At 58.9% G+C, this 24,311-nt stretch carries 26 protein-coding genes and 1 pseudogene; 9 read left to right on the top strand and 18 right to left on the bottom strand.

Annotated elements, in window-relative coordinates:
- The 6 genes and pseudogenes from Q1M54_RS09605 to Q1M54_RS09580 form a co-directional block, all read right to left on the bottom strand.
- Positions 1–530, bottom strand: a pseudogene (locus Q1M54_RS09605) (acetyl-CoA C-acetyltransferase); the annotation flags it as partial.
- Positions 531–541: 11 nt separating this feature from the next.
- The gene (locus tag Q1M54_RS09600; protein WP_300556654.1) at positions 542–778 is read right to left on the bottom strand and encodes a hypothetical protein; all 237 of its coding nucleotides are present in this window, start codon (positions 776–778) and stop codon (positions 542–544) included.
- Complete coding sequence (gene can, locus Q1M54_RS09595) at positions 778–1,419, bottom strand: carbonate dehydratase (protein ID WP_300556652.1); 642 nt, start codon at positions 1,417–1,419, stop codon at positions 778–780. The genes Q1M54_RS09600 and can overlap by 1 nt, the downstream gene beginning before the upstream one ends.
- 10 nt (positions 1,420–1,429) lie before the next feature.
- On the bottom strand, positions 1,430–2,611 hold the full coding sequence (locus Q1M54_RS09590; protein WP_300556650.1) for an isovaleryl-CoA dehydrogenase: 1,182 nt from the start codon (positions 2,609–2,611) through the stop codon (positions 1,430–1,432).
- 75 nt (positions 2,612–2,686) lie between these two features.
- Complete coding sequence (locus Q1M54_RS09585; protein ID WP_300556648.1) at positions 2,687–3,121, bottom strand: PaaI family thioesterase; 435 nt, start codon at positions 3,119–3,121, stop codon at positions 2,687–2,689.
- Positions 3,122–3,210: 89 nt separating this feature from the next.
- Positions 3,211–3,615 carry a MerR family DNA-binding transcriptional regulator gene (locus Q1M54_RS09580; protein WP_300556646.1) on the bottom strand — a complete coding sequence of 135 codons (405 nt, stop codon included), beginning with the start codon at positions 3,613–3,615 and terminating at the stop codon, positions 3,211–3,213.
- A 68-nt stretch (positions 3,616–3,683) separates the two neighbouring features.
- Between Q1M54_RS09580 and Q1M54_RS09575 the strand changes: the two genes are divergently transcribed.
- Positions 3,684–4,904, top strand: coding sequence for an MBL fold metallo-hydrolase (locus Q1M54_RS09575; RefSeq protein ID WP_300556644.1), 1,221 nt, complete (start codon positions 3,684–3,686; stop codon positions 4,902–4,904).
- Here the strand turns inward: Q1M54_RS09575 and Q1M54_RS09570 are convergent.
- The 6 genes from Q1M54_RS09570 to Q1M54_RS09545 form a co-directional block, all read right to left on the bottom strand.
- A complete protein-coding gene (locus Q1M54_RS09570) occupies positions 4,874–5,785 on the bottom strand; it encodes a SprT family zinc-dependent metalloprotease (protein ID WP_300556642.1) in 912 nt (303 codons plus the stop codon). The two genes, Q1M54_RS09575 and Q1M54_RS09570, sit on opposite strands and share 31 nt — an antisense overlap.
- A gap of 18 nt (positions 5,786–5,803) precedes the next feature.
- Complete coding sequence (locus Q1M54_RS09565) at positions 5,804–6,553, bottom strand: lysophospholipid acyltransferase family protein (protein ID WP_300556640.1); 750 nt, start codon at positions 6,551–6,553, stop codon at positions 5,804–5,806.
- A 22-nt stretch (positions 6,554–6,575) separates the two neighbouring features.
- Positions 6,576–7,169, bottom strand: a complete 594-nt coding sequence (gmhB, locus tag Q1M54_RS09560) for a D-glycero-beta-D-manno-heptose 1,7-bisphosphate 7-phosphatase (RefSeq protein ID WP_300556638.1) — start codon at positions 7,167–7,169, stop codon at positions 6,576–6,578.
- Between the two features lie 13 nt (positions 7,170–7,182).
- A complete protein-coding gene (gene glyS, locus Q1M54_RS09555) occupies positions 7,183–9,315 on the bottom strand; it encodes a glycine--tRNA ligase subunit beta (protein ID WP_300556636.1) in 2,133 nt (710 codons plus the stop codon).
- A gap of 11 nt (positions 9,316–9,326) precedes the next feature.
- Positions 9,327–10,232 (bottom strand): glycine--tRNA ligase subunit alpha, encoded by a 906-nt coding sequence (glyQ, locus tag Q1M54_RS09550; protein WP_300556634.1) that lies wholly within the window; start codon positions 10,230–10,232, stop codon positions 9,327–9,329.
- A gap of 143 nt (positions 10,233–10,375) precedes the next feature.
- Positions 10,376–11,344: an AEC family transporter gene (locus tag Q1M54_RS09545; protein ID WP_300556632.1), complete on the bottom strand. Its 969-nt coding sequence runs from the start codon at positions 11,342–11,344 to the stop codon at positions 10,376–10,378.
- Between the two features lie 352 nt (positions 11,345–11,696).
- Here Q1M54_RS09545 and Q1M54_RS09540 point away from each other — a divergent pair, with 352 nt between their 5' ends.
- The 8 genes from Q1M54_RS09540 (at position 11,697) to Q1M54_RS09505 (ending at position 17,443) form a co-directional block, all read left to right on the top strand.
- Positions 11,697–11,951: a type II toxin-antitoxin system prevent-host-death family antitoxin gene (locus Q1M54_RS09540; RefSeq protein WP_300556630.1), complete on the top strand. Its 255-nt coding sequence runs from the start codon at positions 11,697–11,699 to the stop codon at positions 11,949–11,951.
- Complete coding sequence (locus Q1M54_RS09535) at positions 11,948–12,367, top strand: type II toxin-antitoxin system VapC family toxin (RefSeq protein WP_300556628.1); 420 nt, start codon at positions 11,948–11,950, stop codon at positions 12,365–12,367. Before Q1M54_RS09540 ends, Q1M54_RS09535 begins: the two co-directional genes overlap by 4 nt.
- Positions 12,368–12,383: 16 nt before the next feature.
- Entirely contained in the window at positions 12,384–14,468 is a 2,085-nt protein-coding gene (locus Q1M54_RS09530) for a UvrD-helicase domain-containing protein (protein WP_300556626.1), read from the top strand.
- Positions 14,465–14,899: a hypothetical protein gene (locus Q1M54_RS09525; RefSeq protein ID WP_300556624.1), complete on the top strand. Its 435-nt coding sequence runs from the start codon at positions 14,465–14,467 to the stop codon at positions 14,897–14,899. Before Q1M54_RS09530 ends, Q1M54_RS09525 begins: the two co-directional genes overlap by 4 nt.
- 91 nt (positions 14,900–14,990) lie before the next feature.
- On the top strand, positions 14,991–15,719 hold the full coding sequence (locus Q1M54_RS09520; protein ID WP_300556622.1) for an energy transducer TonB: 729 nt from the start codon (positions 14,991–14,993) through the stop codon (positions 15,717–15,719).
- Positions 15,720–15,778: 59 nt separating this feature from the next.
- Complete coding sequence (locus tag Q1M54_RS09515; protein WP_300556620.1) at positions 15,779–16,573, top strand: MotA/TolQ/ExbB proton channel family protein; 795 nt, start codon at positions 15,779–15,781, stop codon at positions 16,571–16,573.
- Entirely contained in the window at positions 16,573–17,001 is a 429-nt protein-coding gene (locus tag Q1M54_RS09510; RefSeq protein WP_300556618.1) for a biopolymer transporter ExbD, read from the top strand. Before Q1M54_RS09515 ends, Q1M54_RS09510 begins: the two co-directional genes overlap by 1 nt.
- A 16-nt stretch (positions 17,002–17,017) precedes the next feature.
- Positions 17,018–17,443, top strand: coding sequence for a biopolymer transporter ExbD (locus tag Q1M54_RS09505; protein WP_300556615.1), 426 nt, complete (start codon positions 17,018–17,020; stop codon positions 17,441–17,443).
- A gap of 60 nt (positions 17,444–17,503) precedes the next feature.
- Here the strand turns inward: Q1M54_RS09505 and Q1M54_RS09500 are convergent, their stop codons facing one another.
- The 6 genes from Q1M54_RS09500 to Q1M54_RS09475 form a co-directional block, all read right to left on the bottom strand.
- A complete protein-coding gene (locus tag Q1M54_RS09500) occupies positions 17,504–18,490 on the bottom strand; it encodes a tripartite tricarboxylate transporter substrate-binding protein (protein WP_300556613.1) in 987 nt (328 codons plus the stop codon).
- A gap of 138 nt (positions 18,491–18,628) precedes the next feature.
- Positions 18,629–19,891 (bottom strand): AMP-binding protein, encoded by a 1,263-nt coding sequence (locus tag Q1M54_RS09495; protein ID WP_300556611.1) that lies wholly within the window; start codon positions 19,889–19,891, stop codon positions 18,629–18,631.
- Between the two features lie 54 nt (positions 19,892–19,945).
- Positions 19,946–20,755: an ABC transporter ATP-binding protein gene (locus tag Q1M54_RS09490; RefSeq protein ID WP_300556609.1), complete on the bottom strand. Its 810-nt coding sequence runs from the start codon at positions 20,753–20,755 to the stop codon at positions 19,946–19,948.
- Positions 20,756–20,891: 136 nt separating this feature from the next.
- A complete protein-coding gene (locus Q1M54_RS09485) occupies positions 20,892–22,229 on the bottom strand; it encodes an ABC transporter substrate-binding protein (RefSeq protein WP_300556607.1) in 1,338 nt (445 codons plus the stop codon).
- A 58-nt stretch (positions 22,230–22,287) separates the two neighbouring features.
- Complete coding sequence (locus Q1M54_RS09480; RefSeq protein WP_300556605.1) at positions 22,288–23,364, bottom strand: branched-chain amino acid ABC transporter permease; 1,077 nt, start codon at positions 23,362–23,364, stop codon at positions 22,288–22,290.
- 12 nt (positions 23,365–23,376) lie between these two features.
- On the bottom strand, positions 23,377–24,306 hold the full coding sequence (locus Q1M54_RS09475; RefSeq protein WP_300556603.1) for a branched-chain amino acid ABC transporter permease: 930 nt from the start codon (positions 24,304–24,306) through the stop codon (positions 23,377–23,379).
- Positions 24,307–24,311: the final 5 nt, after the last annotated feature.

Raw genomic sequence — 24,311 nt, 5'->3', positions numbered from 1 at the left:
TCGGCGCGGGTGAAGCTGTACTTGGCGGCGCAGTCTTCGCCAAAGGTGCCCATGCTGCGGCCGGGCTCGTAAGCGTCTTCCAGGCCGTCGAGCATCATGTGGTCAAAGATGCGGTCGTGGCCCATGCGGTAACCACCTCGGCCCTTGAGCATCAGGTAAGGCGCGTTGGTCATGCTTTCCATGCCACCTGCCACCAGCACGTCGTGCGTACCGGCCACCAGCATGTCGTGCGCGAACATGGCCGCGCGCATGCCCGAGCCGCACATTTTGGACAAGGTGACCGCGCCCGCGCTCTGGGGCAAACCGCCCTTGAAGCCGGCTTGACGCGCTGGGGCCTGGCCTTGCCCTGCCATCAGGCAGTTGCCAAACAGCACTTCGGTGACGAGTTCAGGGCTGATGCCAGCGCGCTCAACAGCGGCTTTGATCGCTGCGCCTCCAAGGTCGTGGGCGGCCAGCGCAGAAAAGTCGCCTTGGAAGCTGCCCATGGGGGTGCGGGCAGCGCTGACGATGACGATGGGGTCGAGTGACATGGTGAAGCCTTTCAAATGAGTGTGTCTTTGTGGATGTCGGCAATGATGAGGTGCTCGCCAGTTGCTTCATCGGCAATGCGGCGGATGTAGGCCACGAAGTCGGGGTCTTCACCGCGCACCAAGAGCGGTAAGGCCGAACGGAAATCGTCGCGCCTGCACCACTCGCGCATACAGTCGTTCCAGGAGTTCCATCGCTTGTGTTCGGTGGCGCTCATGGCTTCGAGGATGTCGGCCAAACTCATGGGCATCACCCGCCTCTTGGATAGCGCTTGAGCGCATTTCGAAACACGCTCAGCACCTCGCCCGGATGGGTCATGCTCACCCCCAAGTCTTTGGCCAAGCCGTCCTTGATGCCATAACACCAACCGTGCACGCTGAGTTTCTGGCCGCGTGCCCATGCGTCCTGAACCACATTGGTCAATGCCACGTTGCCCACCTGCTCGATCACATTCATTTCACACAAGGTATCTTCCTGCTCCGAGATGCTCAGGTGATCGAGGCGGCGACGGTGACGCACTTTGACGTCGTGCACATGGCGCAACCAGTTATCGACCAGTCCGACGCGCAAGCCTCGCAAGGTGGCCAGCACGCCACCACAACCGTAGTGACCGACCACCATGATCTGCTCGACCTTCAGGACATCGACCGCGTACTGAATCACCGACAAAGCATTCAAGTCGGAATGCACCACCAAGTTGGCCACATTGCGGTGGACAAACACTTCGCCCGGGTCCAGACCGGTGATCTGGTTGGCCGGCACACGGCTGTCGGAACAGCCGATCCACAAAAATTTAGGGTTTTGCTGGTTGGCCAAGCGGATGAAAAAATCTGGATCTTCGCGCTTCATGCGCGCAGCCCATTCGCGGTTTTTGGCAAGCAGTGTTTGCATCTGACCAACCTCAGCAGGTTTCGGCAAACAATTCACGGCCAATCAGCATGCGCCGAATTTCGCTCGTGCCCGCGCCGATCTCATACAGCTTGGCATCACGCCACAAACGGCCCAGCGGGTATTCGTTGATGTAGCCATTGCCACCAAAAATTTGTACGCCTTCGCCCGCCATCCAGGTGGCTTTTTCGGCCGTCCACAAAATAACGCTGGCGCAATCCTTGCGCACTTGGCGCACATGCTCGGCACCCAACAAATCGAGGTTTTTGGCCACGGTGTAAGCAAAGCTGCGACCCGCTTGCAGCACGGTGTACATGTCGGCCACTTTGCCTTGGATGAGTTGAAATTCTCCAATGCTCTGGCCAAACTGCTTGCGGTCGTGGATGTAGGGGATCACGTTGTCCATGACGGCCTGCATGATGCCCAAAGGGCCACCTGTGAGCACAGCGCGTTCGTAATCCAAGCCGCTCATGAGCACTTTGGCGCCGTTGTTCAGGCCACCCAAAATATTTTCAGCGGGCACTTCGACGTTGTTGAACACCAGCTCACCCGTGTGGCTGCCGCGCATGCCCAGCTTGTCGAGCTTTTGCGCAATGGAAAAACCTTTCATGCCCTTTTCAATCAAAAAGGCCGTCACGCCGCGCGCACCCAGTTCGGGCTCGCTCTTGGCATAGACCACCAGGGTGTCGGCATCCGGGCCGTTGGTGATCCACATCTTGGAGCCATTGAGCAAGAAATAACCGCCCTTGTCTTCGGCCTTGAGCTTCATGCTCAGCACATCCGAGCCCGCGCCAGGTTCAGACATGGCCAAAGCGCCCACATGCTCACCGCTGATCAACTTGGGCAAGTATTTGGCACGCTGGGCCTCGTTGCCGTTGCGCTTGATCTGGTTGACACACAGGTTGGAGTGCGCGCCGTAGCTCAGGCCCACAGAGGCACTGGCACGCGAGATTTCCTCCATCGCGATCATGTGCGCCAAATAGCCCATGTTGGCGCCACCGTATTCCTCACCCACGGTGATGCCCAGCACGCCCAGATCACCCATCTTGCGCCACAGGTCCATGGGGAACTGGTCGTTGCGGTCGATCTCGGCAGCACGGGGTGCGATTTCGGCTTGGGCAAAGTCGCGCACGGCGTCGCGCAGGGCGTCGATGTCTTCACCGAGTTGGAAATTCAGGCCGGGCAGGGTGTTCATGGGGTCTCCGTTGGGGGGTGTTGGGTTTGTGGTGTTGTCGCTCAACGCTGCACAAGCAAGGCCGAACGCCAAACATCAATATGTTTTTGTCACTGGCACCAGGGTTTGCTGCATCAAGGCGCAGTCCGAGCGTTTGCCGCTGTCATCGACGTGCACCAACTCGGCCGTGGTCACGATGACGCGTTTGCCCGCCTTGGTGACGCGGCCAATGGCGCGAATTTCGCCACCCTGAAAGCTGGCGAGAAAGTTGATTTTGTACTCTACCGTGGTGACTTCCATGCCCTCGGGCGCGACCGTCAATGCGGCGTAGCCACCCGCGATGTCGGCTAAGGCGCCCATGGCCCCGCCATGGAAACCACCCAACTGCTGGGTCACTTTGTCGCTGTAGGGCAAAGCCAGCTCCACCTGGCCCTCGGTGGCCGACAACAAGCGAACGCCCAAGTGGTTCATCATGCCTTGACGGGCCAAGCTTTGGGCAACGCGCTCGTGGGCAGAAATGGCAGAGGTCACATCACATCCAAGGTTGAATCACAGACCATCACTGTAATTGACGTTTACGTCAACGTCAATCCGAAATCCAAGCCGATCGACCTGCAAGCTCAGACCAATTTGACAGTTTTCGAGGCTTTGACCAGCAGGTTACGGGTTTCTTTTTCGTGGGTTTTGACCTCGTCCAAGGTCGCCTCCAAATCAGACAGCTGAGACTCCAGCTGTTGCCGGTGTTCCGCCAAGACCACCAAAAACTTTTTGAGCTGGGGCACCGTGTCGCGCGGACTGTCGTACATGTCGATCAAGTCTTTGGCCTCGTTCAAAGACAGCCCCAGGCGTTTAGCCCGCAAAGTCAATTTGAGCCGAGTGCGGTCGCGGGCCGAATACACGCGGTTGCGCCCTCCTGGCCCAGAGCGCTCAGGCTCCAGCAACCCCATGTCTTCGTAAAAGCGAATGGCACGGGTGGTCAGATCAAATTCCTGAGCCAAATCACTGATCGTGTACGTGTTTGCCATGGCATGGGTCCCCTGAGCTTGCGCAAGAGGGACAGGCTCATCAAAAGCCGCCCCCTAGAATGAAATGCATGTTTGACGTTAACGTCAACGTCAAAGCCCGAATGCTAACCCAAACCCGTGCCGCCATGACCTCTTTGCCCACCGACGCTTTGGCCCAACCGGTCCAAACCCCAAAGAGGGACCAGACACCCCTGTCCGGCTTGAATTACCCGCTGCAAGAACAGCTGCCTGAGCTGGGCTCGGCCCTTGAATTGGCACCCGGTGTGTTTTGGCTGCGCATGGGACTGCCCTTTGCCTTGAACCACATCAACCTCTGGTTGCTGCGCGATCGGCTGCCCCACCCGAGCCAGCCTGACGTATGGCAAGAAGGCTGGACGGCCGTAGATTGCGGCGTTGACAACCCCGCCACCCGCAGGGCCTGGGAGCAGATCGAACAAAACGTGCTGCAAGGCCTGCCCATCTTGCGCGTGCTGGCCACCCACATGCACCCCGACCACATGGGTTTGGCCCACTGGCTGTGCGAACGCTGGCAGGCGCCATTGTGGATGAGCACCAGTGAATACCAGTCAGCCCTGCTGGCGTGCCATGGCTTGTCCAACTTTGGGGGTGACCCGACGGTGCGTTTTTTCAACGCCCATGGTTGGAAAAAAGCCGAAGATCTGGCGGTGGTGAAATCGCGCATGGGGTATTACCCCAGCATGGTGCCCAAGGTGCCGGCTGCTCACGTGCGCTTGATGTCTGGGATGCAGATACGCATCGGCGAGCGCCTCTGGCAATGCATCAGTGGGTACGGCCACTCTCCCGAACACATGGCATTGCTCGATGACACGCAGCAACTGATGATCAGCGGCGACATGCTGTTGCCTTCAATTTCGACCAATGTCAGTGTTTATGCGATGGAGCCCGATGGCAACCCTTTGCAACACTTTCTGGATTCGCTGGACAAGATGCAGCAACTGCCTGACAGCACTTTGGTCATGCCCTCGCACGGGCGCCCCTTTCAAGGTGCAGCCGCCCGCATTGCCCAGCTGCGCAGCCACCATGTCGAGCGGCTCGAGGAGTTGGTCATTGCTTGCAGCACGCAGGCCTTGTGCGCCCACGATGTTTTGCCTTTGATCTTCAAACGCGCGCTGGACGTGCACCAAACCACCTTTGCCATGGGCGAAGCTGTGGCCCATCTGAACTTGCTGTGGCTGAGTGGCCGCCTTTCACGCGAACAAGATGCCGCAGGCACTTACCGGTTCAAGACCCTCGCACCTCAATCGTCGGCCAAACCCACCGGGGATTGACGCAAAGCTTTGCGCCGCTGCGCGTAATCGGGCATGACCTCGCCCACGGTTTCCCAAAAGCGGGGGCTGTGGTTCATCTCGCGCAAGTGGGCCAGTTCGTGCACCACCACATAGTCAATTTGGCTGATGGGCAAATGGATGAGCCGCCAATTCAGGCGAATATGGCCATCGTTGCGGGCGCTGCCCCAGCGCGTGCTAGCGCTCGACAAGCTGAGCTTTTGCCAACGCACACCCAAGAGCGGTGCAAAGTGGCGCAATCGCTCTTCAAACAAAAGCTTGGCTTGCTTTTTCAGCCAGACCTGTGCGGCGTCACGAACCTGTGTGACCGAGGCGTTTGGCGGCACCGTGACCGGCAAAACATGCTCGGGGGACAGGTCTTGCCCCAAGACTCGACCCACGCCGCGCTCGAGCACACACAACTGCACCGTACGCCCCAAAAAAGGCACCTCAGCGCCGTGCCGCCACTCGATGGCTTTTTGGAACTGCTCGGTCTGCCGCTCTTTGAACTGCTGGAGCTTGGCCACAATCCAAGCGCTTTTTTCCTGCACCGCGGCATCCACCTCGCGCAGCGTCACCCAATTGGGTGCGCGCACCACCAAGCCATCGGCCCCCACCAAAAAGCCAATGCTTCTGCGGCGCGAACGCTCGAACCGAAACGACACCGACACGCCTTGCAACTGGGCATGGCGGTTGGCGGCAGGATGGACAAAGCCAGCGGCGGCGGGCAGCGCGGCCTCTGTGGACAAGGTAGGCACACGGGCAGTGGCATCTGCACCCGATGTCGGTGCATGGCTTGAGGCTTGCGCCGGTGGAGGCGCCGAGGTGACCACCGGGTCTCCCCCGGTGAAAAAATCGAGCACAAACTGCAAAGGCGCTCGCATGGTGGGCCTCGGGTGGGTTCAGTTCCCAGCCACCGCTGGGTAAGCCTCAGGGTCGAGCCGGTGCATCTCGGACTCGATCCAAGTCTCCACTTCGAGCATCAACTCTTCGGCGCTGCGGCCCTCGCTGGAGATGGCACGACCGATTGAAATGTCCACCACGCCGGGTGTTTTGACAAACGCTTTGGTGGGCCAGCATCGCGCCGAAGTCACCGCAATCGGGATGACGGGCACGCCAGCGGCAATGGCCAAACGTGCACCACCGCTTTTGTATTCGCCTTTTTGACCACGCGGGATGCGCGTGCCTTCAGGAAACATGATGACCCAAACGCCATCTTGCATGAGACGACGTCCCTGCTGCACCACCTTGGCAAATGCACGCGAACGCTGCTTGCGGTCGATGTGGATCATGTCCAAACGGCCCATGGCCCAGCCAAAGAAAGGCACGCTGAGCAGCTCCTTTTTGAACACATAAGCCAACGGGTGCGGCATGATGGCGGGCATGACAAAGGTCTCCCAGGTGGACTGGTGCTTGACCAACAAAACCGCAGGGTCCTTGGTGCCCAAGGGCAAGTTCTCCATGCCCTGGATGCGGTTTTCAATGCCTAAAATCCAAGTGCCACTGTTCACTGCCAAGCGCAGCCAAGCTGCGCAGATCCAATACAGGCGGGTGCTGCTGACAAAGTAAGAGACCACCACCACAAACAGCGCCCAAGGCACCACGGTGATGGCCATCCAAAGAACATGGGCAAGCGAGCGAATGAAGTTCATGCAGAAAGCGATCTGGTGAGGTTCAAGGTCTGACCGACTGGGACTTGCTGAACCCCGGCGTCGCAGCGTTGCCCAAAAAATGATCGACAAAAGCCGCCAAGTCAGTGTGCACCTGGGTGTCGGAAGGGAACCCCGCAGGCAAGCTGTTGAGGTCTCCACGGTCTTGGCGACCGGTCAAAACCCAATGCGGCGCGCAACCAGCCGCCTGCGCCGCCTGCATGTCTCGCAGCCTGTCGCCCACATAAGGTACGCCCGCCAAGGCGATGCCATAGCGCTCTTCAATTTGCTGCAACAATCCGGGCGCAGGCTTGCGGCAAGTACAGCCCTCATCTGGTGCATGCGGGCAGTAAAAAATGGCATCGATGCGGCCACCCAAAGCGGCCAGCGACTTGAGCATGAAGGCATGCACCGCATTGAGCGCAGCCATGTCAAAAAGTCCGCGTCCCAAGCCCGACTGGTTGGTGGCCAAAACCACATGGTACCCAGCATGGTTCAAGCGACTGATGGCTTCCAAGGCCCCCGGCAGAGGGTGCCATTCTTCAGGCGACTTGACGAACTCCTCACTGGCCCGGTTGATGGTGCCATCGCGGTCCAAAATAACGAGTTTGGTGTGCATGGGCGATTTCAGTTCAGGTGGCCAGGCGCGACAAATCGGCCACGCGGTTCATCGCCACATGCAGTGATTTGAGCAGGCCCTGACGGTTCAGGCGCAGGTCCATCTCTTCGGCGTTGACCATCACATCGTCAAAGAAAGCATCCACCGGGGCGCGCAGCGCTGCCAAGGTTTGCAAGCTGGCGGTGTAGTCGCCCGCCTTGAACATCGCCTCAGATTCGGGCAACAACTTTTGCATGGCAGCGTACAGGCCTTTTTCGGCGTCTTCATGCAGCAGCGCAGGGTTGACGTGGGCGTCCACCTCACCGGCTTTCTTGAGGATGTTGCCGATGCGCTTGTTGGCTGCGGCCAGCGCCGGGCTCTCGGGCAGTGCAGCAAATGCGCGCACGGCAGTCAAGAACAGGTTGACTTGACACAGACGGGCGGGACGCAGGGCCATGACGGCATCGACCTCTTGTGCGCTGAAGCCCTGCTCGCGCAGGCTGCCGGACAAGCGGTCGTAGAAAAACTCAATCAGAGCGTCCGCTGTGCCCACGATCTTGTCGCCGAACACCGGCGCAGACAAAGCCAGCAATTCGGGCAAGCCCAGCGCCACATCTTTCTCCACCAACATGCGGATCACGCCCAAAGCGTGACGACGCAATGCGAACGGGTCTTTGTCGCCCGTGGGCACATTGCCGATGCCGAACATGCCCACCAAGGTTTCGAGCTTGTCGGCCAGCGCCACCACCAAGCCCACGTTATTGCGCGGCAAGTCGTCGCCTGCAAAGCGCGGCTTGTAATGGTCCTCGATGGCTTCGGCCACCTCGCTGGTCAGACCATCGTGGCGAGCGTAATAACCACCCATGATGCCCTGCAGCTCTGGGAATTCGCCGACCATGTCGGTCAACAAATCGGTCTTGGCCAAGCGTGCGGCCTGCTCGGCCTGCTGGGCCAACAGATCGCCGCCCAGTTGCTGGCCGATGGCTTTGGCAATCGCACAGACGCGCGCCATGCGCTCGCCTTGGGTGCCCAGCTTGTTGTGATAGACCACCTTGGACAGGCCTTCGACACGCGATTCGAGTGTTTTTTTGCGGTCTTGGTCGAAGAAGAATTTGGCGTCGGCCAGACGCGGGCGCACCACGCGCTCGTTGCCACCGATCACGAACGAAGCATCGTCGGGGGTGATGTTGCTCACCACCAAGAAACGGTTCGTCAGCTTGCCCGATGCGTCGAGCAAGGGGAAGTATTTTTGGTTGGCCTTCATGGTGAGGATCAGGCACTCTTGCGGCACGCCCAAGAACTCTTGCTCAAACTGGCAAGTCAACACATTGGGTCGCTCCACCAGCGCGGTCACTTCGTCGAGCAGGGCGTCGTCCTCAATCGGCTGGCAACCGCCACCGACTTTGGCCGCAGCAGCTTGCAACTGGCGCACGATTTCGGCACGGCGCTCGGCAAAGCTGGCGATGACCGAGCCATCGCGCTTGAGGACTTCGTCGTATTGGTCCGCATGCGGCAACAGCACGGGCAAAACTTTGGCTTCAAAACGATGGCCTTGTGTGCTGTTGCCAGCTGTCAGGCCCAGCGCCTTGACCGGCACTACGGTGCTGCCATGCAGCGCGATCAGGCTGTGCGCAGGGCGCACAAAGTTCACGCTGCTCCAACCGGGCAGTTCGCAATCGGTTTCGAGCTGGTACTGCATGACCTTGGGTATAGGCAGTTTGGCCAACGCTTCTTCCAGCGCCTTTTGCAAACCGATTTGGAGCGATGCGCCTTGGGCCACGCTGTCGTAAAAAAGAGCCTCAGCCTTGCCGTCTGGTGCGCGTTTCAAGGCCGCTACGGCTGCAACTGGGTCACTCAGGTCCGCGCCCAGTGCTTGAAGTTTTTTCAGCAAGGCAGGTGTGGGGTTGCCGCTGGCGTCCAGGCCCACGGCTACGGGCATGAGCTTTTGCTGCACGGCTTTGTCGGCAGCCTGCGCCAGCACGCCCGTCACATGCGCGGCCAAGCGGCGGGGCGAGGCAAACGCCGTGACCACCGCATCGGCAGGCGCCAGGCCTTGGGCCTTGAGTTGTTCGGCCAACACGCCCGAGAAGGCCGCGCCGAGTTTGTTGAGCGCCTTCGGTGGCAGCTCTTCTACAAACAGTTCCACCAGCAAATTTTGTGTCGTCATGTCGTACTCCCTCACGCGGCTTTCTTGGGCATTTGCGCAACCCATTCACGCGGGGCCATCGGGAAGTCCAGACGTTCGCGACTTTCGTAATAACTCTGGGCCACGCTGCGGGCCAGATTGCGGATGCGGCCAATGTAAGCGGCGCGTTCGGTCACGCTGATCGCGCCACGCGCGTCCAGCAAGTTGAAGGTGTGCGCGGCCTTGAGCACTTGCTCATAGGCGGGCAGCGCCAGCTGCTGCACGATCAGGTTTTGCGCCTGTTTTTCGTGCGCGGTGAACGCGGTGAACAAAAACTCTGCGTCTGAATGCTCAAAGTTGTAGGTGGACTGTTCCACCTCGTTTTGGTGGTACACGTCGCCATAGCTCAAAGTGTCGGTCCATTTGAGGTTGTAGACGTTGTCCACGCCCTGCAGATACATGGCCAATCGCTCCAGACCGTAGGTGATCTCGCCTGTGATCGGCTTGCAGTCGATGCCGCCCACTTGCTGGAAATAGGTGAACTGCGTGACCTCCATGCCGTTCAACCAAACCTCCCAGCCCAAGCCCCAAGCGCCGAGCGTCGGGTTTTCCCAATCGTCTTCGACAAAGCGGATGTCGTTTTTCTTCAGGTCAAAGCCCAGCGCCTCCAAGCTACCCAAATACAGCTCAAGAATGTTGCTGGGCGCGGGCTTCAAGACCACTTGGTACTGGTAGTAATGCTGCAAGCGGTTGGGGTTGTTGCCATAGCGACCATCCTTGGGGCGGCGGCTGGGCTGCACATAGGCAGCTTTCCAAGGCTCGGGGCCAATGGCGCGCAAAAACGTGGCGGTGTGGCTGGTGCCCGCGCCGACTTCCATGTCATAGGGCTGGAGCAAGGCGCAGCCTTGGGCATCCCAGTACTGCTGCAATTTGAGAATGATCTGTTGGAAGGTCAACATGGCCTGAACGAGGCCAGCAGCGAGCTGGCCAGAGTGGAATGGGCGCAACCTTTGCGCGAACCTTTGATTTTACGGGCTTTGTACCTTGGCCACGCCTGACAAAAGCCATGGGCGCATGCACAGCCTTTGACAAACCATCATGGCTAAGCCTTGAAAAAATCCACCGCGCCAGAGAAGGTCACAAACGCCGCCACCGTGGTCACCATGATGATGCGGGCAATGCGTCCGTTGTCGGCGCCCAATCGCTCAGCCAGCAAAGACACATTGCTGGCACTTGGCAAGGCGGCCACCAAAACCATGACCTGCAGGGCAAAGGGCTCTAGCGGCACACCCCATTGCACAGCGGTCAGGCCCACCAGCAAGACCAGCAGAGGGTGCACGATGAGTTTGATCACAGCAATTGGCAGGTAGTCGAGCACACGCAAAGGGCCGTCTTCTCGTTCATGTGCCAACATGGCCGAGCGGGCCAAAACCGCCCCGATCGTGAACAAGGCCACAGGTGAAGCGGCATCGGCCAACAATCCTACGGTTTTACTCACCGGGCCGATCAACTCCAAATTCCAATAGGAAAACGCTGCCCCCGCACTGATGGCCCAAGGCATCGGGTTGCGCAACACCCCCACCAAGGCCTTGCGCGCCGCAACGGCCGCGCCGTGCTGGCCAGCCGCATCCATGCGAGACAAGGCGACACACAAAGAAGACGTGATGACCAGGTCGACCACAATGGTTACGATCGCCGGCCCCACGGCTTGGGTGCCCAACAAGGCAACCAACAAAGGCACGCCCATGAAACCGGTGTTGGGAAAAGCCGCCACCAAAGCGCCCAGGGAGGCATCGTTCCAACGCACACGGCGGTTCAAGCTGATGCCGATGCTCAGAGCCACGATCACCAAAGCGCAAAACAAGTAGGTGAAAAACACCCCCGCATCCAGTAACTGCGCAATGGGCGTATCAGATCCAAACCGAAACAACATGCATGGCAGCGCAAAAAACAGCACAAAGCCATTCAAGCCGGGGATGGCCTCCAAGGGCAACATGCGCAGGCGGGCGGCAGCATAGCCACACAAAACCAGCGCGAAAAACGGAAAAGTGACGCGGAAAATTTCTAACATGCCCCGATTGTCGGGGTAAACCAGTACGCTTTCGCCATGCCAGGGCACGCCATGCCGAGTCGCAGTTCAGCCCCCCATAGTGCTGTGTAGCGTGATTTCGGCAGAACAAATGTGAAAGGCCGCATATAGCGGCCTTTCCATTTGGTGCATCTTTCTGCTTGTGAGCGTTCAGAGCGCATTTCCCAATCGTCAGAATGCTACATATTTATATAACAATGATTCTCTTGGTTTCCAAATGACAAAAGATCCATATCCCCCAAATGCGCTCCGACCGTAATCCGAAGCAAGCCTCTTAACTGGTCTACTGAACTGGTCTACAATCGCTTTTCCATTCTCCGGAAAGCCGGTCACCATGACGATTCAAACCATCGGCGCTTATGAGGCCAAGACCCACTTGCCGCAGTTCTTGCGTCAGGTGCAGGCCGGCCAAACATTTGACATTTCGGTACGGGGTGTCACCGTGGCACGCTTGGTGCCGGTCGATGCGTCTGACCAACAACGCGCCGAAGCGGTGGCCAAAATGCGTGCGTTCACCCGTCAGCAACAAGACAACGGCGCAGGCACCGGGGTGGACCTGGCCGCCCTGATCGGTGAAGGCAGGGCATGAGCTTGGTGCTCGACAACTCGGTGGCCATGCTGTGGCTGCTGCCCCAAAGCAACCCCGCCGGGCTGGTTTTGGCTGAAAAAGTGCTGGACCGCCTGCAAGAAAGCGGCGCACTGGTGCCATCGCTGTGGCACTTGGAGGCGGCCAATGTGATGGCCAAAAGCCTGCGTTTGGACAAAATCACCCAAGCCCAAGCCTCGACCTTTGTGGCTTTGCTCGAGGCACTTGACATCGGCACCGATGGTGAAACCAGTCTGCGGGCTTTGCACGACACCCTGGATCTGGCCCGGCGCTACAACCTGAGCGCTTACGACGCGGCTTATCTGGAGCTGGCCTTGAGGAAAGGCCTGCCCTTGGCCACGCTGGATGCCCAGTTGATCGCGGCGGCGCAGCAAGCCGGCGTGCCCTTGGTGCGCTGAGTCCATTGGTTTTTCCATGTCAACTGGCCTGAACAACGCCCAACTCGAAGCCGTGAACTTTGTCTCCGGCCCCTGCTTGGTGTTGGCCGGGGCGGGTTCGGGCAAAACGCGGGTGATCACCCACAAGATTGGCCGCCTGATCGAAGCCGGGCTGGAGCCCCAACGCATCGCGGCCATCACTTTCACCAACAAGGCTGCTGCCGAGATGCGCGAGCGGGCCAAGGACCTGATCGGCCAAGCGGCCAAACATGTGCTGATTTGCACCTTCCACGCGCTGGGCGTGCGCATCATGCGCGAAGACGGTGGCGTGTTGGGCCTCAAACCTCAATTCAGCATCATGGATGCGGACGATGTGACCAGCATCCTGAAAGATTGTGGCGGCACCACCGACGCGGCCACAGCCCGCCAGTGGCAGTGGACCATCAGCCTATGGAAAAACATGGGCCTGAACGCCGAGCAGGCTGCAGCGCAAGCGCCTGACGACAACGCCCGGGTGATCGCCCGCATCATGGCGCTGTACCAAGAGCGGCTGACGGCTTACCAAAGCGTGGACTTTGACGACCTGATTGGCATGCCCCTCAAACTGTTGGCCGAGTACCCCGAGGTGCGCGAGCGTTGGCAAGCCAAGATGGGCCATGTGCTGGTGGACGAGTACCAAGACACCAACGCCACGCAATACGAGGTGCTGAAACATCTGGTGGGGGAGCGAGCCCGCTTCACGGCGGTGGGCGACGACGACCAGTCGATCTATGGCTGGCGCGGCGCGACTTTGGACAACCTGAAGCGCTTGCCGGTGGACTTCCCGAATTTGAAGGTCATCAAGCTGGAGCAGAACTACCGATCCACCAGCGCTATTCTGCGGGCCGCCAACCATGTGATCGAGCCCAACCCCAAGCTGTTTCCCAAAACACTGTTTTCCGAATTGGGCGAGGGCGAGCCGGTGCGCGTGATCGATGCGGTGAACGAAGAGCACGAAGCCGACCGGGCCATTGCCCGCATCCAGTCGATCCGCAGCGGGCATTCGCTCGAATCCAAACACCGCGAGTTCAAGGACTTTGCCATTTTGTACCGCGCCAACCACATGGCGCGGCCGTTTGAGCAGGCCCTGCGCCGCGCCAACATCCCCTACAAAGTGTCGGGCGGACAAAGCTTTTTTGACAAGGCCGAGATCAAGGACCTGTGCGCTTGGTTTCGCTTGTGGATCAACAACGACGACGACCCGGCATTTTTGCGGGCCATCACCAGCCCCAAGCGCGGCATCGGCCACCAGACGCTGGGCCAACTGGGCAGCTTTGCCACGCAGTACAAGCTCAGTCTGTTCGAGTCGCTGTTTGCAGGCAGCTTGCCCAGCGCCGTGAATGCCCGCGCCATCACCGGCCTGCACGAGTTTGGTCGCTACATCAACGACTTGGAATACCGCGCCCGCCAAACTTTGGGCAAAACCGATGCGCTGGCGTTTTTGCTGGCGTGGCTTCAAGAGATCGGCTACGAGTCGCACTTGTACGACGGTGAAGACAACGACAAAGTGGCTTCGGCCCGCTGGACGAATGTGTTGGAATTTTGTGACTGGATGGCTGGGCGTTGCGGTGGCGAGATCGAAGACGCGACCGGGGCTCAAACGGGCGCCGAGGCGACGGAGACCAAAAACCTGTTGGAGGTGGCACAGACCATCTCGCTGATTTCCACCCTGAGTGAGCGAGAGAAAGACCAAAACGTGGTGACCCTGTCTACGTTGCACGCCTCCAAGGGCTTGGAGTGGCCGCATGTGACCTTGGTGGGCGTGAACGAGGGTCTGCTGCCTTTCAAACTGGGCGAAGACGCTACCGAAGCGGCCAGCCAAGAGGGCATTTTGTTGCGTCTGCAAGAAGAACGCCGCCTGATGTACGTGGGCATCACCCGCGCCCAGCGCAGCCTGGCCGTGAGCTGGACGAAACGCCGCAAGAAAGGCCGTGAAACCGTGGCCGCCCTGCCCAGCCGCTTCATTGCCGAGATGCGCCTGGACGAAAACACCACCAAAGAAGACCCGCGCGAAAAACTCAAGGCGCTGCGGGCCGAATTTGCACAACGCGCTGCCACGGCGGCGGCCGAGGCCAAACCATGACGAGACCTTGGATAAACCCCTTGGGCCGCAGCGCATCCATGCTTTTCCTATCCTTGGCATTGACCGGATGCAACCTGGCCCTGAGCCCACCCGACTGTCCACCGGGCCAATCGCTTGGGGCCGACAAGCTGCTGGGCAACTGGACTGTGCAAATGGCGGGCTCAACCACCCCATGGGCTCTGAACTTGTCTCCACACCCGGAACACTTGGGCAGTCTGCGCGGTGAACTTCAACAAGGCGACCAGCGCTACCCGGTGGTGGCCGATCTGGAAGGCCGCGAGTTCACGATGGAGGAATCGCACGACGGACAACGCATTGCAGCCACATGGTTGGGCACAGCGGTGCACGGCCATTGCGGTCGTTGGGTGCAAGGTGAGCGGATGGCTACAAACCAAGCTGCTGAGGGCTTTTCCATGAGGCGCGCCCCGTAACAAAGTCTGGTTGAGTGTCTTTGCAACCCATGGGGCCAAAGTCCGTGCTTTTCACGCAAAATACAGCCGAACACAGCCCTTGCAATCCTTCATGCAGTCCGCCTCTTTCCAACTGACCCGCCCCAAGCGCCCGCTGGCAGGTTGGGTTTGGGTGGTTCTTTTGCATGCCCTGCTGCTTTGGGCTGTGCATGTGGGCTTGACGCGCGATGTGGTGCAAAAAATGCCGACCGTGGTTCAAGCGCTTTTGCTCAGCGACACCCGACCGGCAACACCGCCGCCAGCGGCACCACCTCCCCCAACGCCCTCACCGCCGCCGCCCACACCCCAACCTGCTAAGCCGGCACCGACACCAGCGCCCGTTGCACCTCCTGTGACACAAGCGCCGGCCGCCGAGTTACCCGCCATCACTACACCCACCCCGACCCCAACGGGCTTGACAGCGTCAGTGCCTGCAACTGCCCCTGCACCGCCGACCGCCACGCCTGTCCCCACGCCCGTTACGGCAGCACCCACTCGAGCCACGGCACCCGCCCCTGCACCCACGCGCACGGCTGCAGGCGTGAATGTCAACCAATGTGAAAAGCCGGAATATCCCAGTGCGTCCCGCCGTCTTGAAGAAGAGGGCACAGTTGCTTTGCGCTTTTTGGTGGGCGTGGATGGCAAAGTGCTTCAATCTGAGATTGAAAAAAGTTCGGGCTTCAAGCGGCTCGACGAAGCCGCGAGAGCAGGTTTGTCCAAATGCCAATTTCGTCCCGCTTTGGTCGATGGCAAACCCGAGCAGGCCTGGGCCAGCATGAAATACACCTGGCGCCTCGAATGAACCCGTCCGCCCCAACAACCCCTCACACAGCCAGCCCAAACTTGGCCACCCCACACCCCATGTCAAAGCCACAAGGACCCGCTCGCATGATCAACCATTTCAGAACCACTCTGGCCCACCTGCTGCTGGGTTTGGGCGTGCTGATGAGCCACACCAGTTGGGCATCCACACCCAACGCCGCCATCCCAACAGCCGCACCGGAGAACCCCTATGGCTTGGGCGCTTTGTGGGCACAAGGTGATGCAGTGGCCAAAATCACCTTGCTGATTTTGGTCATCATGAGCATGGGCAGCTGGTTTGTGATCGCGACCAAATACCTCGAGCAATCCAAGCTGCTCAAAATGGCGGCCGCCACACAGGCCAGCTTCAAGCAAGCGGCATCGGTGCGGCAAGCGGCTGATGCCCTCGACACCACCAGCCCGTTTCGCTTCATTGCAGAAAAAGGCCTGGAAGGCGCAGCTCAACACCAAGGCTTGCCCGACACCGTGGACTTCAACGCCTGGGTGGTGATGTGCCTGCAACGCGCCATGAGCACGGTCCAAAGCCGACTGCAAGACGGGCTCGCCGTGCTGGCCACAGTCGGCTCTACCGCGCCTTTTGTCGGTTTGTTTGGCACCGTGTGGGGCATCTACCATGCGCTGGTCAAGATCGGCATGTCCGGACAAGCCAGCATCGACAAAGTCGCGGGCCCCGTCGGTGAGGCACTCATCATGACGGCCATTGGTTTGGCCGTCGCCGTGCCTGCGGTCTTGGGCTACAACTGGTTGGTGCGCCGCAACAAGGCGGTGATGGAAGAAATCAACGCCTTCGGTGCCGATGTGCACGCGGCCTTGCTCGCTTCGGCCAAACGCTGATGGCCATGCAACTCGGCCCCAGCGTGGGCACTGGCCCCGACGACGAGGTGATGGGCACCATCAACACCACGCCCCTGGTCGACGTGATGCTGGTTTTGCTCATCATTTTCCTGATCACCATCCCGGTGGTCACCACCTCCATCCAGGTGGACTTGCCCAAAGAGCGCCATGAGGTGCGTCAGGCACGGCCAGAGACCGTGATTCTCTCGGTCAACAAGGCCGGTCAGGTTTTTGTGTACGACACCCCCATCCAAAACCAGACGGATTTGCAAGAGCGGCTGAAAAAAATCGCCGCCATGAAACCCCAACCCGATGTTCAGATTCGGGGCGATGCGCAAAGCGCCTATGCATCGGTTGGGCGGGTCATGCACGCCCTGCAGCAGGCCGGCATTGCCCAAGTGGGCTTTGTCATTGACCCCGGCCCCTGAACATCAAGGACAACTTATGGCCATGCACTTGGGCACCGACAACAGCGACGAAGACGGCTTGATGATGGACATCAACACCACGCCCTTGATTGACGTGATGCTGGTCCTGATCATCATGCTCATCATCACCATCCCGGCGCAATTGCACGCGGTCAACCTGGACATGCCCACGGCAAGCCCCGCTTCGCCCAAAGAGCCGGTGGTGGTTCGCATCGACATCAATGCGCAATCACAGTGGAGCTGGAACGGCAAGGCACTGGGCAACCGGGAAGAACTCGAAGCGCAACTCATTTTGGCTGCTGCCCAGCGACCTCAACCCGAACTGCACATCCGTGCGGATGGGCAAGCCCGTTATGAAGCGGCCGTCACCGTATTGACCACCGCACAACGTGTGGGCCTGACCCAACTGGGCATGGTGGGAACTGAACAATTTGCCAACTGAGCTGTGTAAGACGAAAAAAAGCCGCTCCAAGAGCGGCTTTTTTTGGGAGCAAAAATCGAATCAGTCAGCGTACTTGCCAGCGGCATCCACAGCGGCCTTGATCTTGATCATTTCGGCAGCCACAAACTTCTTGTGCTCTTCGGGCTCAACGCGCTTGTCGTTGACCACCAAAGCGCCCAAGGCTTCGTTCTTCTTGATGAAATCAGGGTCCTTCAAGGATTTCTTGAGGGCATCGTTCAACATTTTGGTGATGGCGGGTGGCGTGCCTTTGGGGGCATACAAACCGTGCCAGATGGTCAGGTTGAAGCCCTTCATGCCCATTTCCTGCAAGCTGGGATAGTGCTTCAACACAGGGTGACCGCTCAGAGGTTGGGCCGTTGTGACCGCAAACGCCTTGATGCGGCCGCCTTCGATCTGGGCCGTGGTGTTGGTGGTTTGGTCGCACATCATGTCCACCTGACCGCCAATCAAAGCCGTCATGGCTGGTGCAGTGCCGCCAAACGGGATCGTGGTCATGGCCTCTTTGGTCTTCATGTTGGTCTGCCAGAGCAAGCCGCAAATGTGCGAGGCAGAACCCAAACCAGCGTGCGCAATGTTCAACTTACCAGCGTTGGCGCGGATGTAGTTTTCAAAATCGCGGTAGGTGTTGGCTGGCAATTGTGGCTTGCCCACCAAGGTCATGGGCACATCATTGACCATGCCCAGAAACTCGAAGTCCTCGAGTGGCTTGTAACCCAGCTTGCGGTACAGGGCTGGTGTAGCGGCCATGCCGATGTGGAACAACAACAACGAATGGCCGTCCGGTGCAGCCTTGGCCACTTTGGTAGCGCCGATGGTGCCACCAGCGCCAGCAGCGTTTTCCACAACGAAATTGCTGCCTGGAATGTGCTTGCGCATCACTTCGGCCAAGTCACGGGCGACGCGGTCGGTAGGGCCGCCTGCGGCGAAAGGCACGACGATCGATATGGGCTTGTTACCCGGAAAAGCTTGGGCGTAAGAGCCCATCGAGAGAGTGGCCAATGCGGCCAAAGCGATCCATTGCTTCATGACAAACTCCTAGTTGGTGGCGGATTGTAAAACCCCGCATTGTGATGAAAACACGGAAACTACTTAGACTTTCGGCTTAAATTGGCCTTGATTCAATTGAGGATTCTGACAAGCGAGGACCCGCCAGCCAGCAAGGCGTCACTGGTAACTGCGGGCATCCTCAATGACTTTGCCGTCATTGGCCAGCGTGCCCTGGGCCACCAAGTGCACTTCGCCACGCAGCTTGGTCACATCGCGAACAGCTTCAGATACGCGGCCTTTGAGTCCTTCATCAGCCAAGGATGCGGTTTCGACATGCAAAGCCATTTGGTCATTGGCCATCTCACCGGTGACCACCAAACGCGCTTTGGTCAACTCCGGAAAGCGTTTCACGATCTCGGCCACCTGGCCGGGATGCACAAACATGCCCCGGATCTTGGTGGTCTGGTCGGCTCGGCCCATCCAGCCTTTGATGCGCTGCCCCGTGCGGCCTGTGGGGCATGTGCCGGGCAAGATGGCCGACAAATCGCCCGTACCGAAACGGATCAGAGGGTAGTCAGGATTGAGCACCGTGACCACCACTTCACCGACCTCGCCGACTGCGACAGGGTCTCCGGTGCCCGGACGCACGATCTCCACGATCACGCCCTCGTCGATCACCAAACCTTCTCGCGCGGCAGTTTCATAAGCAATCAAGCCCACATCGGCGGTGGCATAGCACTGGTAAGCCGCCACACCCTGCTGGGTAAACCAATCGCGCAATGATGGTGGGCAGGCCTCGCCCGACACCAGGGCTTTGGTGATCGACAGCTTTTGACCTGCCTCGGTGGCTTTCTCGATCAGGATCTTCAGGAAACTGGGCGTGCCCGAATAAGCCACCGGACGCAGATCGGCCACCGCCGCCAATTGCTGTTCGGTGTTGCCCACGCCACCGGGAATCACCGCACAGCCCAGTGCATGGGCGCCGCTTTCCATGATCCAGGCGCCAGGGGTCAGGTGGTAGCTGAAGCAGTTGTGAACCAGATCGCCGGCCTCAAAACCGGCGGCCGCCATGGCGCGGGCTGCACGCCAATAGTCGGGGGCATGGCCCTCGGGTTCATAGATCGGACCGGGTGACTGGTACACACGGCGCACACCGGCAGGGCGGAGCATGCCCTTCCAGCCAATGGTTGAGAAACCGCCAAAGGGGTCTTGAGCCCGCTGGGCTTGTTGACGCGCCAGCAACTCGTACTTGCGCGTGACAGGCAATCGGGCCAGGGCAGCTCGGCTGGTCACTTGGGCAGCATCGATGCCCTTGAGGATCTCAGCCAAAGCGGCGCTGTTTTTCTGGGCATGCGCAATTTGCGAAGGCAAGGCCGCCATCAGCGCTGCTTCACGGACTTCAGGGGCGCGGGTTTCCAGCGCATCGAGGTGATGGACCATGGGATTCTTTCAGGACACTGGCGATGAAGGATTGCTCGAAGGATGCTCAAGGCATCAGGCCAGCCAACGCTTGCGGCGCTTGTAGCTCTTGACGTCCTTGAAGCTCTTGCGCTCACCGCCGCCCATGCCCAAATAAAATTCTTTCACGTCTTCGTTGGTGCGCAGGTCTTCGGCCTCGCCATCCATCACGATGCGGCCCGACTCCATGATGTAGCCGTAATCCGAGTATTTGAGCGCCATGTTGGTGTTTTGCTCAGCGATCAAGAAAGTGACTTTTTCTTTCTCGTTCAAGTCTTTCACGATGTTGAAGACCTCTTCCACGATCTGAGGCGCCAGACCCATCGAAGGCTCATCCAGCAGCATCACGCTAGGGTTGGTCATCAAGGCGCGGCCAATCGCGCACATTTGCTGCTCACCACCTGATGTGTACGCCGCTTGCGATGTGCGGCGGGTTTTCAGGCGCGGGAAATAGGTGTAAACCTTGTCCAGGTTGGCCGCGATTTCGCCCTTGTCCTTGCGGGTGTAGCTGCCGGTCAACAGGTTGTCTTCGATCGACAAGTGGGCGAAGCAATGTCGTCCCTCCATGACCTGCACCACACCCCGGTTGACCAAGTCGGCAGGGGTGAGGTTTTCGATCCGCTCGCCACGCAGCTCGATGCTGCCTTTGGTCACATCGCCACGCTCGCCCTTGAGCAAGTTGGAGATCGCACGCAAGGTGGTGGTTTTGCCAGCTCCGTTGCCACCCAACAAAGACACGATGCCTTGCTCGGGCACCTGCAGGGACACGCCCTTGAGCACCAAGATGACGTGGTTGTAAATGACTTCGATGCCGTTGACGTTCAGAACAATGTTTTTGTCGCTCATGGACTGTGCCTTTTCAAATTCTGGTGGTTCAAGCCAAATGAAACCGCTGCATGCAATGGTTTCATTTGGCAGCTGCAAGCAAGCCAAGGCCTGCAGCAGCTGACCAGCTGCCGCTTGCGCGGCAGCTGGAATCAGATCAAGACTGGCAATCCGCAGGGGTGCGGCGCGTGATCTTTTTCTCGGCGGCGTACTTGTCAGCAGCGGCCTTGACCATGGGCTTGATGATCTGCTCATCCGCTTGCATCCAGTCGCTGCTGAATTGCCACTTGGTGCCGTCCCATGTGTGGATACGGGCCCAGTTGGCACCCATGTGGTCGGCGCACGAGGTGGAAATCGGACGCAGCACGCCCTTGAAACCCAGAGCATCCAGCTTGGGCTGGGTCAGGTTCAGGTTTTCATAACCCCAGCGCGCTTGCTCGCCAGTCATGACCTTGCCTTTGCCGTACTTCTCTTGGGCTTGGCGCACGCCTTCCACCGCGAACATGGCGCTGAACAATCCGCGCATGTACAACACTTCGCCCACTTCATCACGTGGACCTGTGCCTTGGTTCTTGGCGTGCAACTTCTCCAGCACCTCTTTCACCACAGCAGAGCCCTTTTCAGCGCCGTGCTGCATGGTGATGGCGTTGTAGCCCTTGGCACCCATGCCGATGTCTTTCACATCCGGCTCGGCACCTGCCCACCACACGCCCCAGATGTTTTCACGGGGGTAGCCGGTGGCTTGCGCTTCTTTGAGCAAGGTGGAGTTCATCACGCCCCAGCCCCAGTTGACGACATAGTCAGGGCGCTCACGACGAATCTGCAGCCAAGTGGACTTTTGCTCCACGCCGGGGTGGGTCACGGGCAACAAGCTCAACTTGAAACCGTGCATGGCCGCACGCTCTTGCAAGATTGGAATGGCTTCTTTGCCAAATGGGCTGTCGTGGTAGACCAAAGCGATGTGCTTGCCCTTGAGCTTGTCAGCGCCACCAGCCTTCTTGGCGATGTCTTGGATGATGACGTCGCCAGCCACCCAGTAAGTGCCAGCCAAGGGGAAGTTCCACTTGAACACACCGCCGTCAGCCGATTCGCTGCGGCCGTAACCGGCCGTGATCAAAGGGATCTTGTCGATGGGGGCTTTTTCGGTCAATGCAAACGTGATGCCTGTAGACAGTGGCTGGAACACTGTGGCGCCGCCGTTTTTGCCTTTCAGACGCTCATAGCACTCCACACCGCGGTCTGTGGCGTAGCCGGTTTCGCACTCTTCAAAGCTGAGCTTCACGCCGTTGATGCCACCGCGCGCATTGACCAGCTTGAGGTAATCCACATAGCCGTTGGCAAACGGCACACCGTTGGGCGCGTAAGCACCCGTGCGGTAAACCAGCACAGGGAAGAATTGCTCTTTGGTTTGAGCCGTTGCGACCGTGCTGACCAGCGCACTGGCAAGTCCGGCAGCGGCCACGGTGGTGGCCAGGACGAGTTGACGAAGCTTCATGGTTTGTCTCCTGTTAAAAAAAGGTGGAAGCACTTGGGGAAAAAATCGAGATGAAAAATCAGTGAGGGAAAGGCCAAAGGCGGAGCTTTTGCTTGGCAATGGACCACAACTTGGCCAGGCCGTGCGGCTCAACAATCAAGAACCAAACAATCAGGGCGCCAAAAATCATGAACTCGGCGTGCGACACCAAGGCCGTGGAAATGGTGACCCCCACCAGACCGCCCATCCAAGGCAAAAACTGGTTGAGGAAAATTGGCAAGATCACAATGAAAGCCGCACCGAAAAAGCTGCCCATGATGGAGCCCATGCCACCGATGATGACCATGAACAACAACTGGAACGAACGGTCAATCGAGAAGGCCGCTGGCTCCCAAGACCCCAGGTGCACAAAGCCCCACAGACCACCGGCCACACCGATGATGAAAGAGCTGACAGCAAAGGCACTGAGCTTGGCGTAGATTGGGCGAATGCCAATCACGGCGGCGGCCACGTCCATGTCGCGGATCGCCATCCATTCACGGCCAATGGCCGAGCGCACCAAATTTTTGGCGAGCAAGCCAAACACCACCAAAAAGGCCAAGCAAAAGAGGTATTTCTCAACAGGGGCGTTGATCGTCCAACCCATCACGCTCAGGTTGGACACGTTGACGGAACCTGATGCCGAGTTGTTGGTGAACCAGCCCACGCGCAAGAAGGCCCAATCACAAAAAAACTGCGCTGCCAAAGTCGCCACGGCCAAATACAAGCCTTTGACTCGCAGGCTGGGGATGCCAAAAAACATGCCCACCACCGTGGCGAAGAAGCCACCGGCCAGCAAAGCCACGATCAAGGGCATGCCCTCAATGCGCACATAGGTGTTGTAAGCCATGTAGGCGCCCACCGCCATGAAGGCACCCGAACCCAATGAAATCTGACCGCAATACCCCACCAAGATGTTGACCCCCAATGCGGCCAAGGCCAGGATCAAAAAGGGAATCAGGATGGCGCGGAACATGTATTCGTCGGCGACCATGGGCACGCCGACAAACGCGAAGGCAATCAATGCCCAAACAGCCCAGCGGTCTTGCGCAATGGCAAAAATCTGTTGGTCGCTGCGGTAAGAGGTCTTGAACTGACCGTTCTCTCTGTAAAACATGTTTTTCTCTCCTTACACGCGGTCGATGATTTTTTCGCCGAACAAGCCTTGCGGACGGAACAGCAAGAACACCAGCGCCAGCACATAAGCGAACCAGATTTCAATACCGCCGCCCACAAAGGGGCCGAGGTAAACCTCGGACAATTTCTCACCCACACCAATGATCAGACCGCCAATGATGGCGCCCGGCACCGAAGTCAGGCCGCCCAAAATGATCACCGGCAAAGCACGCAAAGCCACCGTAGTCAACGAGAACTGCACACCCATTTTGGAGCCCCAAATGATGCCGGCGACCAAGGCGGTGATGCCGGCCACAAACCACACAATGACCCAAATGCGGTTGAGCGGAATACCAATCGATTGAGCGGCTTGGTGGTCATCGGCCACCGCACGCAGGGCCCGGCCTGTACCGGTCTTTTGGAAGAACAAAGACAAGACCACCACCATCAATGCGGCAATGCAGGCGGCGTAAACATCTTCCAAGTTGACAAGTACGCCACCAGGGAAGACCGAGTCAAACAAGAACACCGGATCTTTGGGCATGCCCACATCGATCTTGTAAATGTCGCTGCCAAAAATGGTCTGACCCAATCCATCCAGAAAGTAAGTGATGCCCAAAGTGGCCATCAGCAAGGTCACGCCCTCTTGGTTGACCAAGTGACGCAGCACCAAGCGTTCAATCAGCCAAGCCAACACAAACATGATGGCTGCGGCCAGCACAAAAGCGATCAGATTGCCCGTGAACTTGTCTTCAATGCCCAGCCAACCTGGGACCCACTCCGAAAAGCGGGCCATGGCCAAGGCGGCAAACAACACCATCGCGCCTTGCGCGAAGTTAAAAACACCTGAGGCCTTGAAAATCAGCACAAAACCCAGCGCGACCAAGGAATAAAGCATGCCGGCCATGAGGCCGCCAAAAAGGGCTTCCAGAAAAAATGCCATGTCTT

Origin of the sequence: Limnohabitans sp. Rim8 (assembly GCF_943326455.1) — a bacterium.
In the GTDB taxonomy this organism is placed as follows: domain Bacteria; phylum Pseudomonadota; class Gammaproteobacteria; order Burkholderiales; family Burkholderiaceae_C; genus Limnohabitans_A.
This window is presented reverse-complemented; position numbering and strand designations above follow the sequence as displayed.

Bases quoted from the DNA above. Each gene is read 5' to 3' on its own strand.
- Q1M54_RS09600 (WP_300556654.1), bottom strand. From the start codon at position 778: ATGCCCATGAGTTTGGCCGACATCCTCGAAGCCATGAGCGCCACCGAA.
- can (WP_300556652.1), bottom strand. From the start codon at position 1,419: ATGCAAACACTGCTTGCCAAAAACCGCGAATGGGCTGCGCGCATGAAG.
- Q1M54_RS09590 (WP_300556650.1), bottom strand. From the start codon at position 2,611: ATGAACACCCTGCCCGGCCTGAATTTCCAACTCGGTGAAGACATCGAC.
- Q1M54_RS09580 (WP_300556646.1), bottom strand. From the start codon at position 3,615: ATGGCAAACACGTACACGATCAGTGATTTGGCTCAGGAATTTGATCTG.
- Q1M54_RS09575 (WP_300556644.1), top strand. From the start codon at position 3,684: ATGTTTGACGTTAACGTCAACGTCAAAGCCCGAATGCTAACCCAAACC.
- Q1M54_RS09570 (WP_300556642.1), bottom strand. From the start codon at position 5,785: ATGCGAGCGCCTTTGCAGTTTGTGCTCGATTTTTTCACCGGGGGAGAC.
- Q1M54_RS09565 (WP_300556640.1), bottom strand. From the start codon at position 6,553: ATGAACTTCATTCGCTCGCTTGCCCATGTTCTTTGGATGGCCATCACC.
- gmhB (WP_300556638.1), bottom strand. From the start codon at position 7,169: ATGCACACCAAACTCGTTATTTTGGACCGCGATGGCACCATCAACCGG.
- glyS (WP_300556636.1), bottom strand. From the start codon at position 9,315: ATGACGACACAAAATTTGCTGGTGGAACTGTTTGTAGAAGAGCTGCCA.
- glyQ (WP_300556634.1), bottom strand. From the start codon at position 10,232: ATGTTGACCTTCCAACAGATCATTCTCAAATTGCAGCAGTACTGGGAT.
- Q1M54_RS09545 (WP_300556632.1), bottom strand. From the start codon at position 11,344: ATGTTAGAAATTTTCCGCGTCACTTTTCCGTTTTTCGCGCTGGTTTTG.
- Q1M54_RS09540 (WP_300556630.1), top strand. From the start codon at position 11,697: ATGACGATTCAAACCATCGGCGCTTATGAGGCCAAGACCCACTTGCCG.
- Q1M54_RS09535 (WP_300556628.1), top strand. From the start codon at position 11,948: ATGAGCTTGGTGCTCGACAACTCGGTGGCCATGCTGTGGCTGCTGCCC.
- Q1M54_RS09530 (WP_300556626.1), top strand. From the start codon at position 12,384: ATGTCAACTGGCCTGAACAACGCCCAACTCGAAGCCGTGAACTTTGTC.
- Q1M54_RS09525 (WP_300556624.1), top strand. From the start codon at position 14,465: ATGACGAGACCTTGGATAAACCCCTTGGGCCGCAGCGCATCCATGCTT.
- Q1M54_RS09520 (WP_300556622.1), top strand. From the start codon at position 14,991: ATGCAGTCCGCCTCTTTCCAACTGACCCGCCCCAAGCGCCCGCTGGCA.
- Q1M54_RS09515 (WP_300556620.1), top strand. From the start codon at position 15,779: ATGTCAAAGCCACAAGGACCCGCTCGCATGATCAACCATTTCAGAACC.
- Q1M54_RS09510 (WP_300556618.1), top strand. From the start codon at position 16,573: ATGGCCATGCAACTCGGCCCCAGCGTGGGCACTGGCCCCGACGACGAG.
- Q1M54_RS09505 (WP_300556615.1), top strand. From the start codon at position 17,018: ATGGCCATGCACTTGGGCACCGACAACAGCGACGAAGACGGCTTGATG.
- Q1M54_RS09500 (WP_300556613.1), bottom strand. From the start codon at position 18,490: ATGAAGCAATGGATCGCTTTGGCCGCATTGGCCACTCTCTCGATGGGC.
- Q1M54_RS09495 (WP_300556611.1), bottom strand. From the start codon at position 19,891: ATGGTCCATCACCTCGATGCGCTGGAAACCCGCGCCCCTGAAGTCCGT.
- Q1M54_RS09490 (WP_300556609.1), bottom strand. From the start codon at position 20,755: ATGAGCGACAAAAACATTGTTCTGAACGTCAACGGCATCGAAGTCATT.
- Q1M54_RS09485 (WP_300556607.1), bottom strand. From the start codon at position 22,229: ATGAAGCTTCGTCAACTCGTCCTGGCCACCACCGTGGCCGCTGCCGGA.
- Q1M54_RS09480 (WP_300556605.1), bottom strand. From the start codon at position 23,364: ATGTTTTACAGAGAGAACGGTCAGTTCAAGACCTCTTACCGCAGCGAC.
- Q1M54_RS09475 (WP_300556603.1), bottom strand. From the start codon at position 24,306: ATGGCATTTTTTCTGGAAGCCCTTTTTGGCGGCCTCATGGCCGGCATG.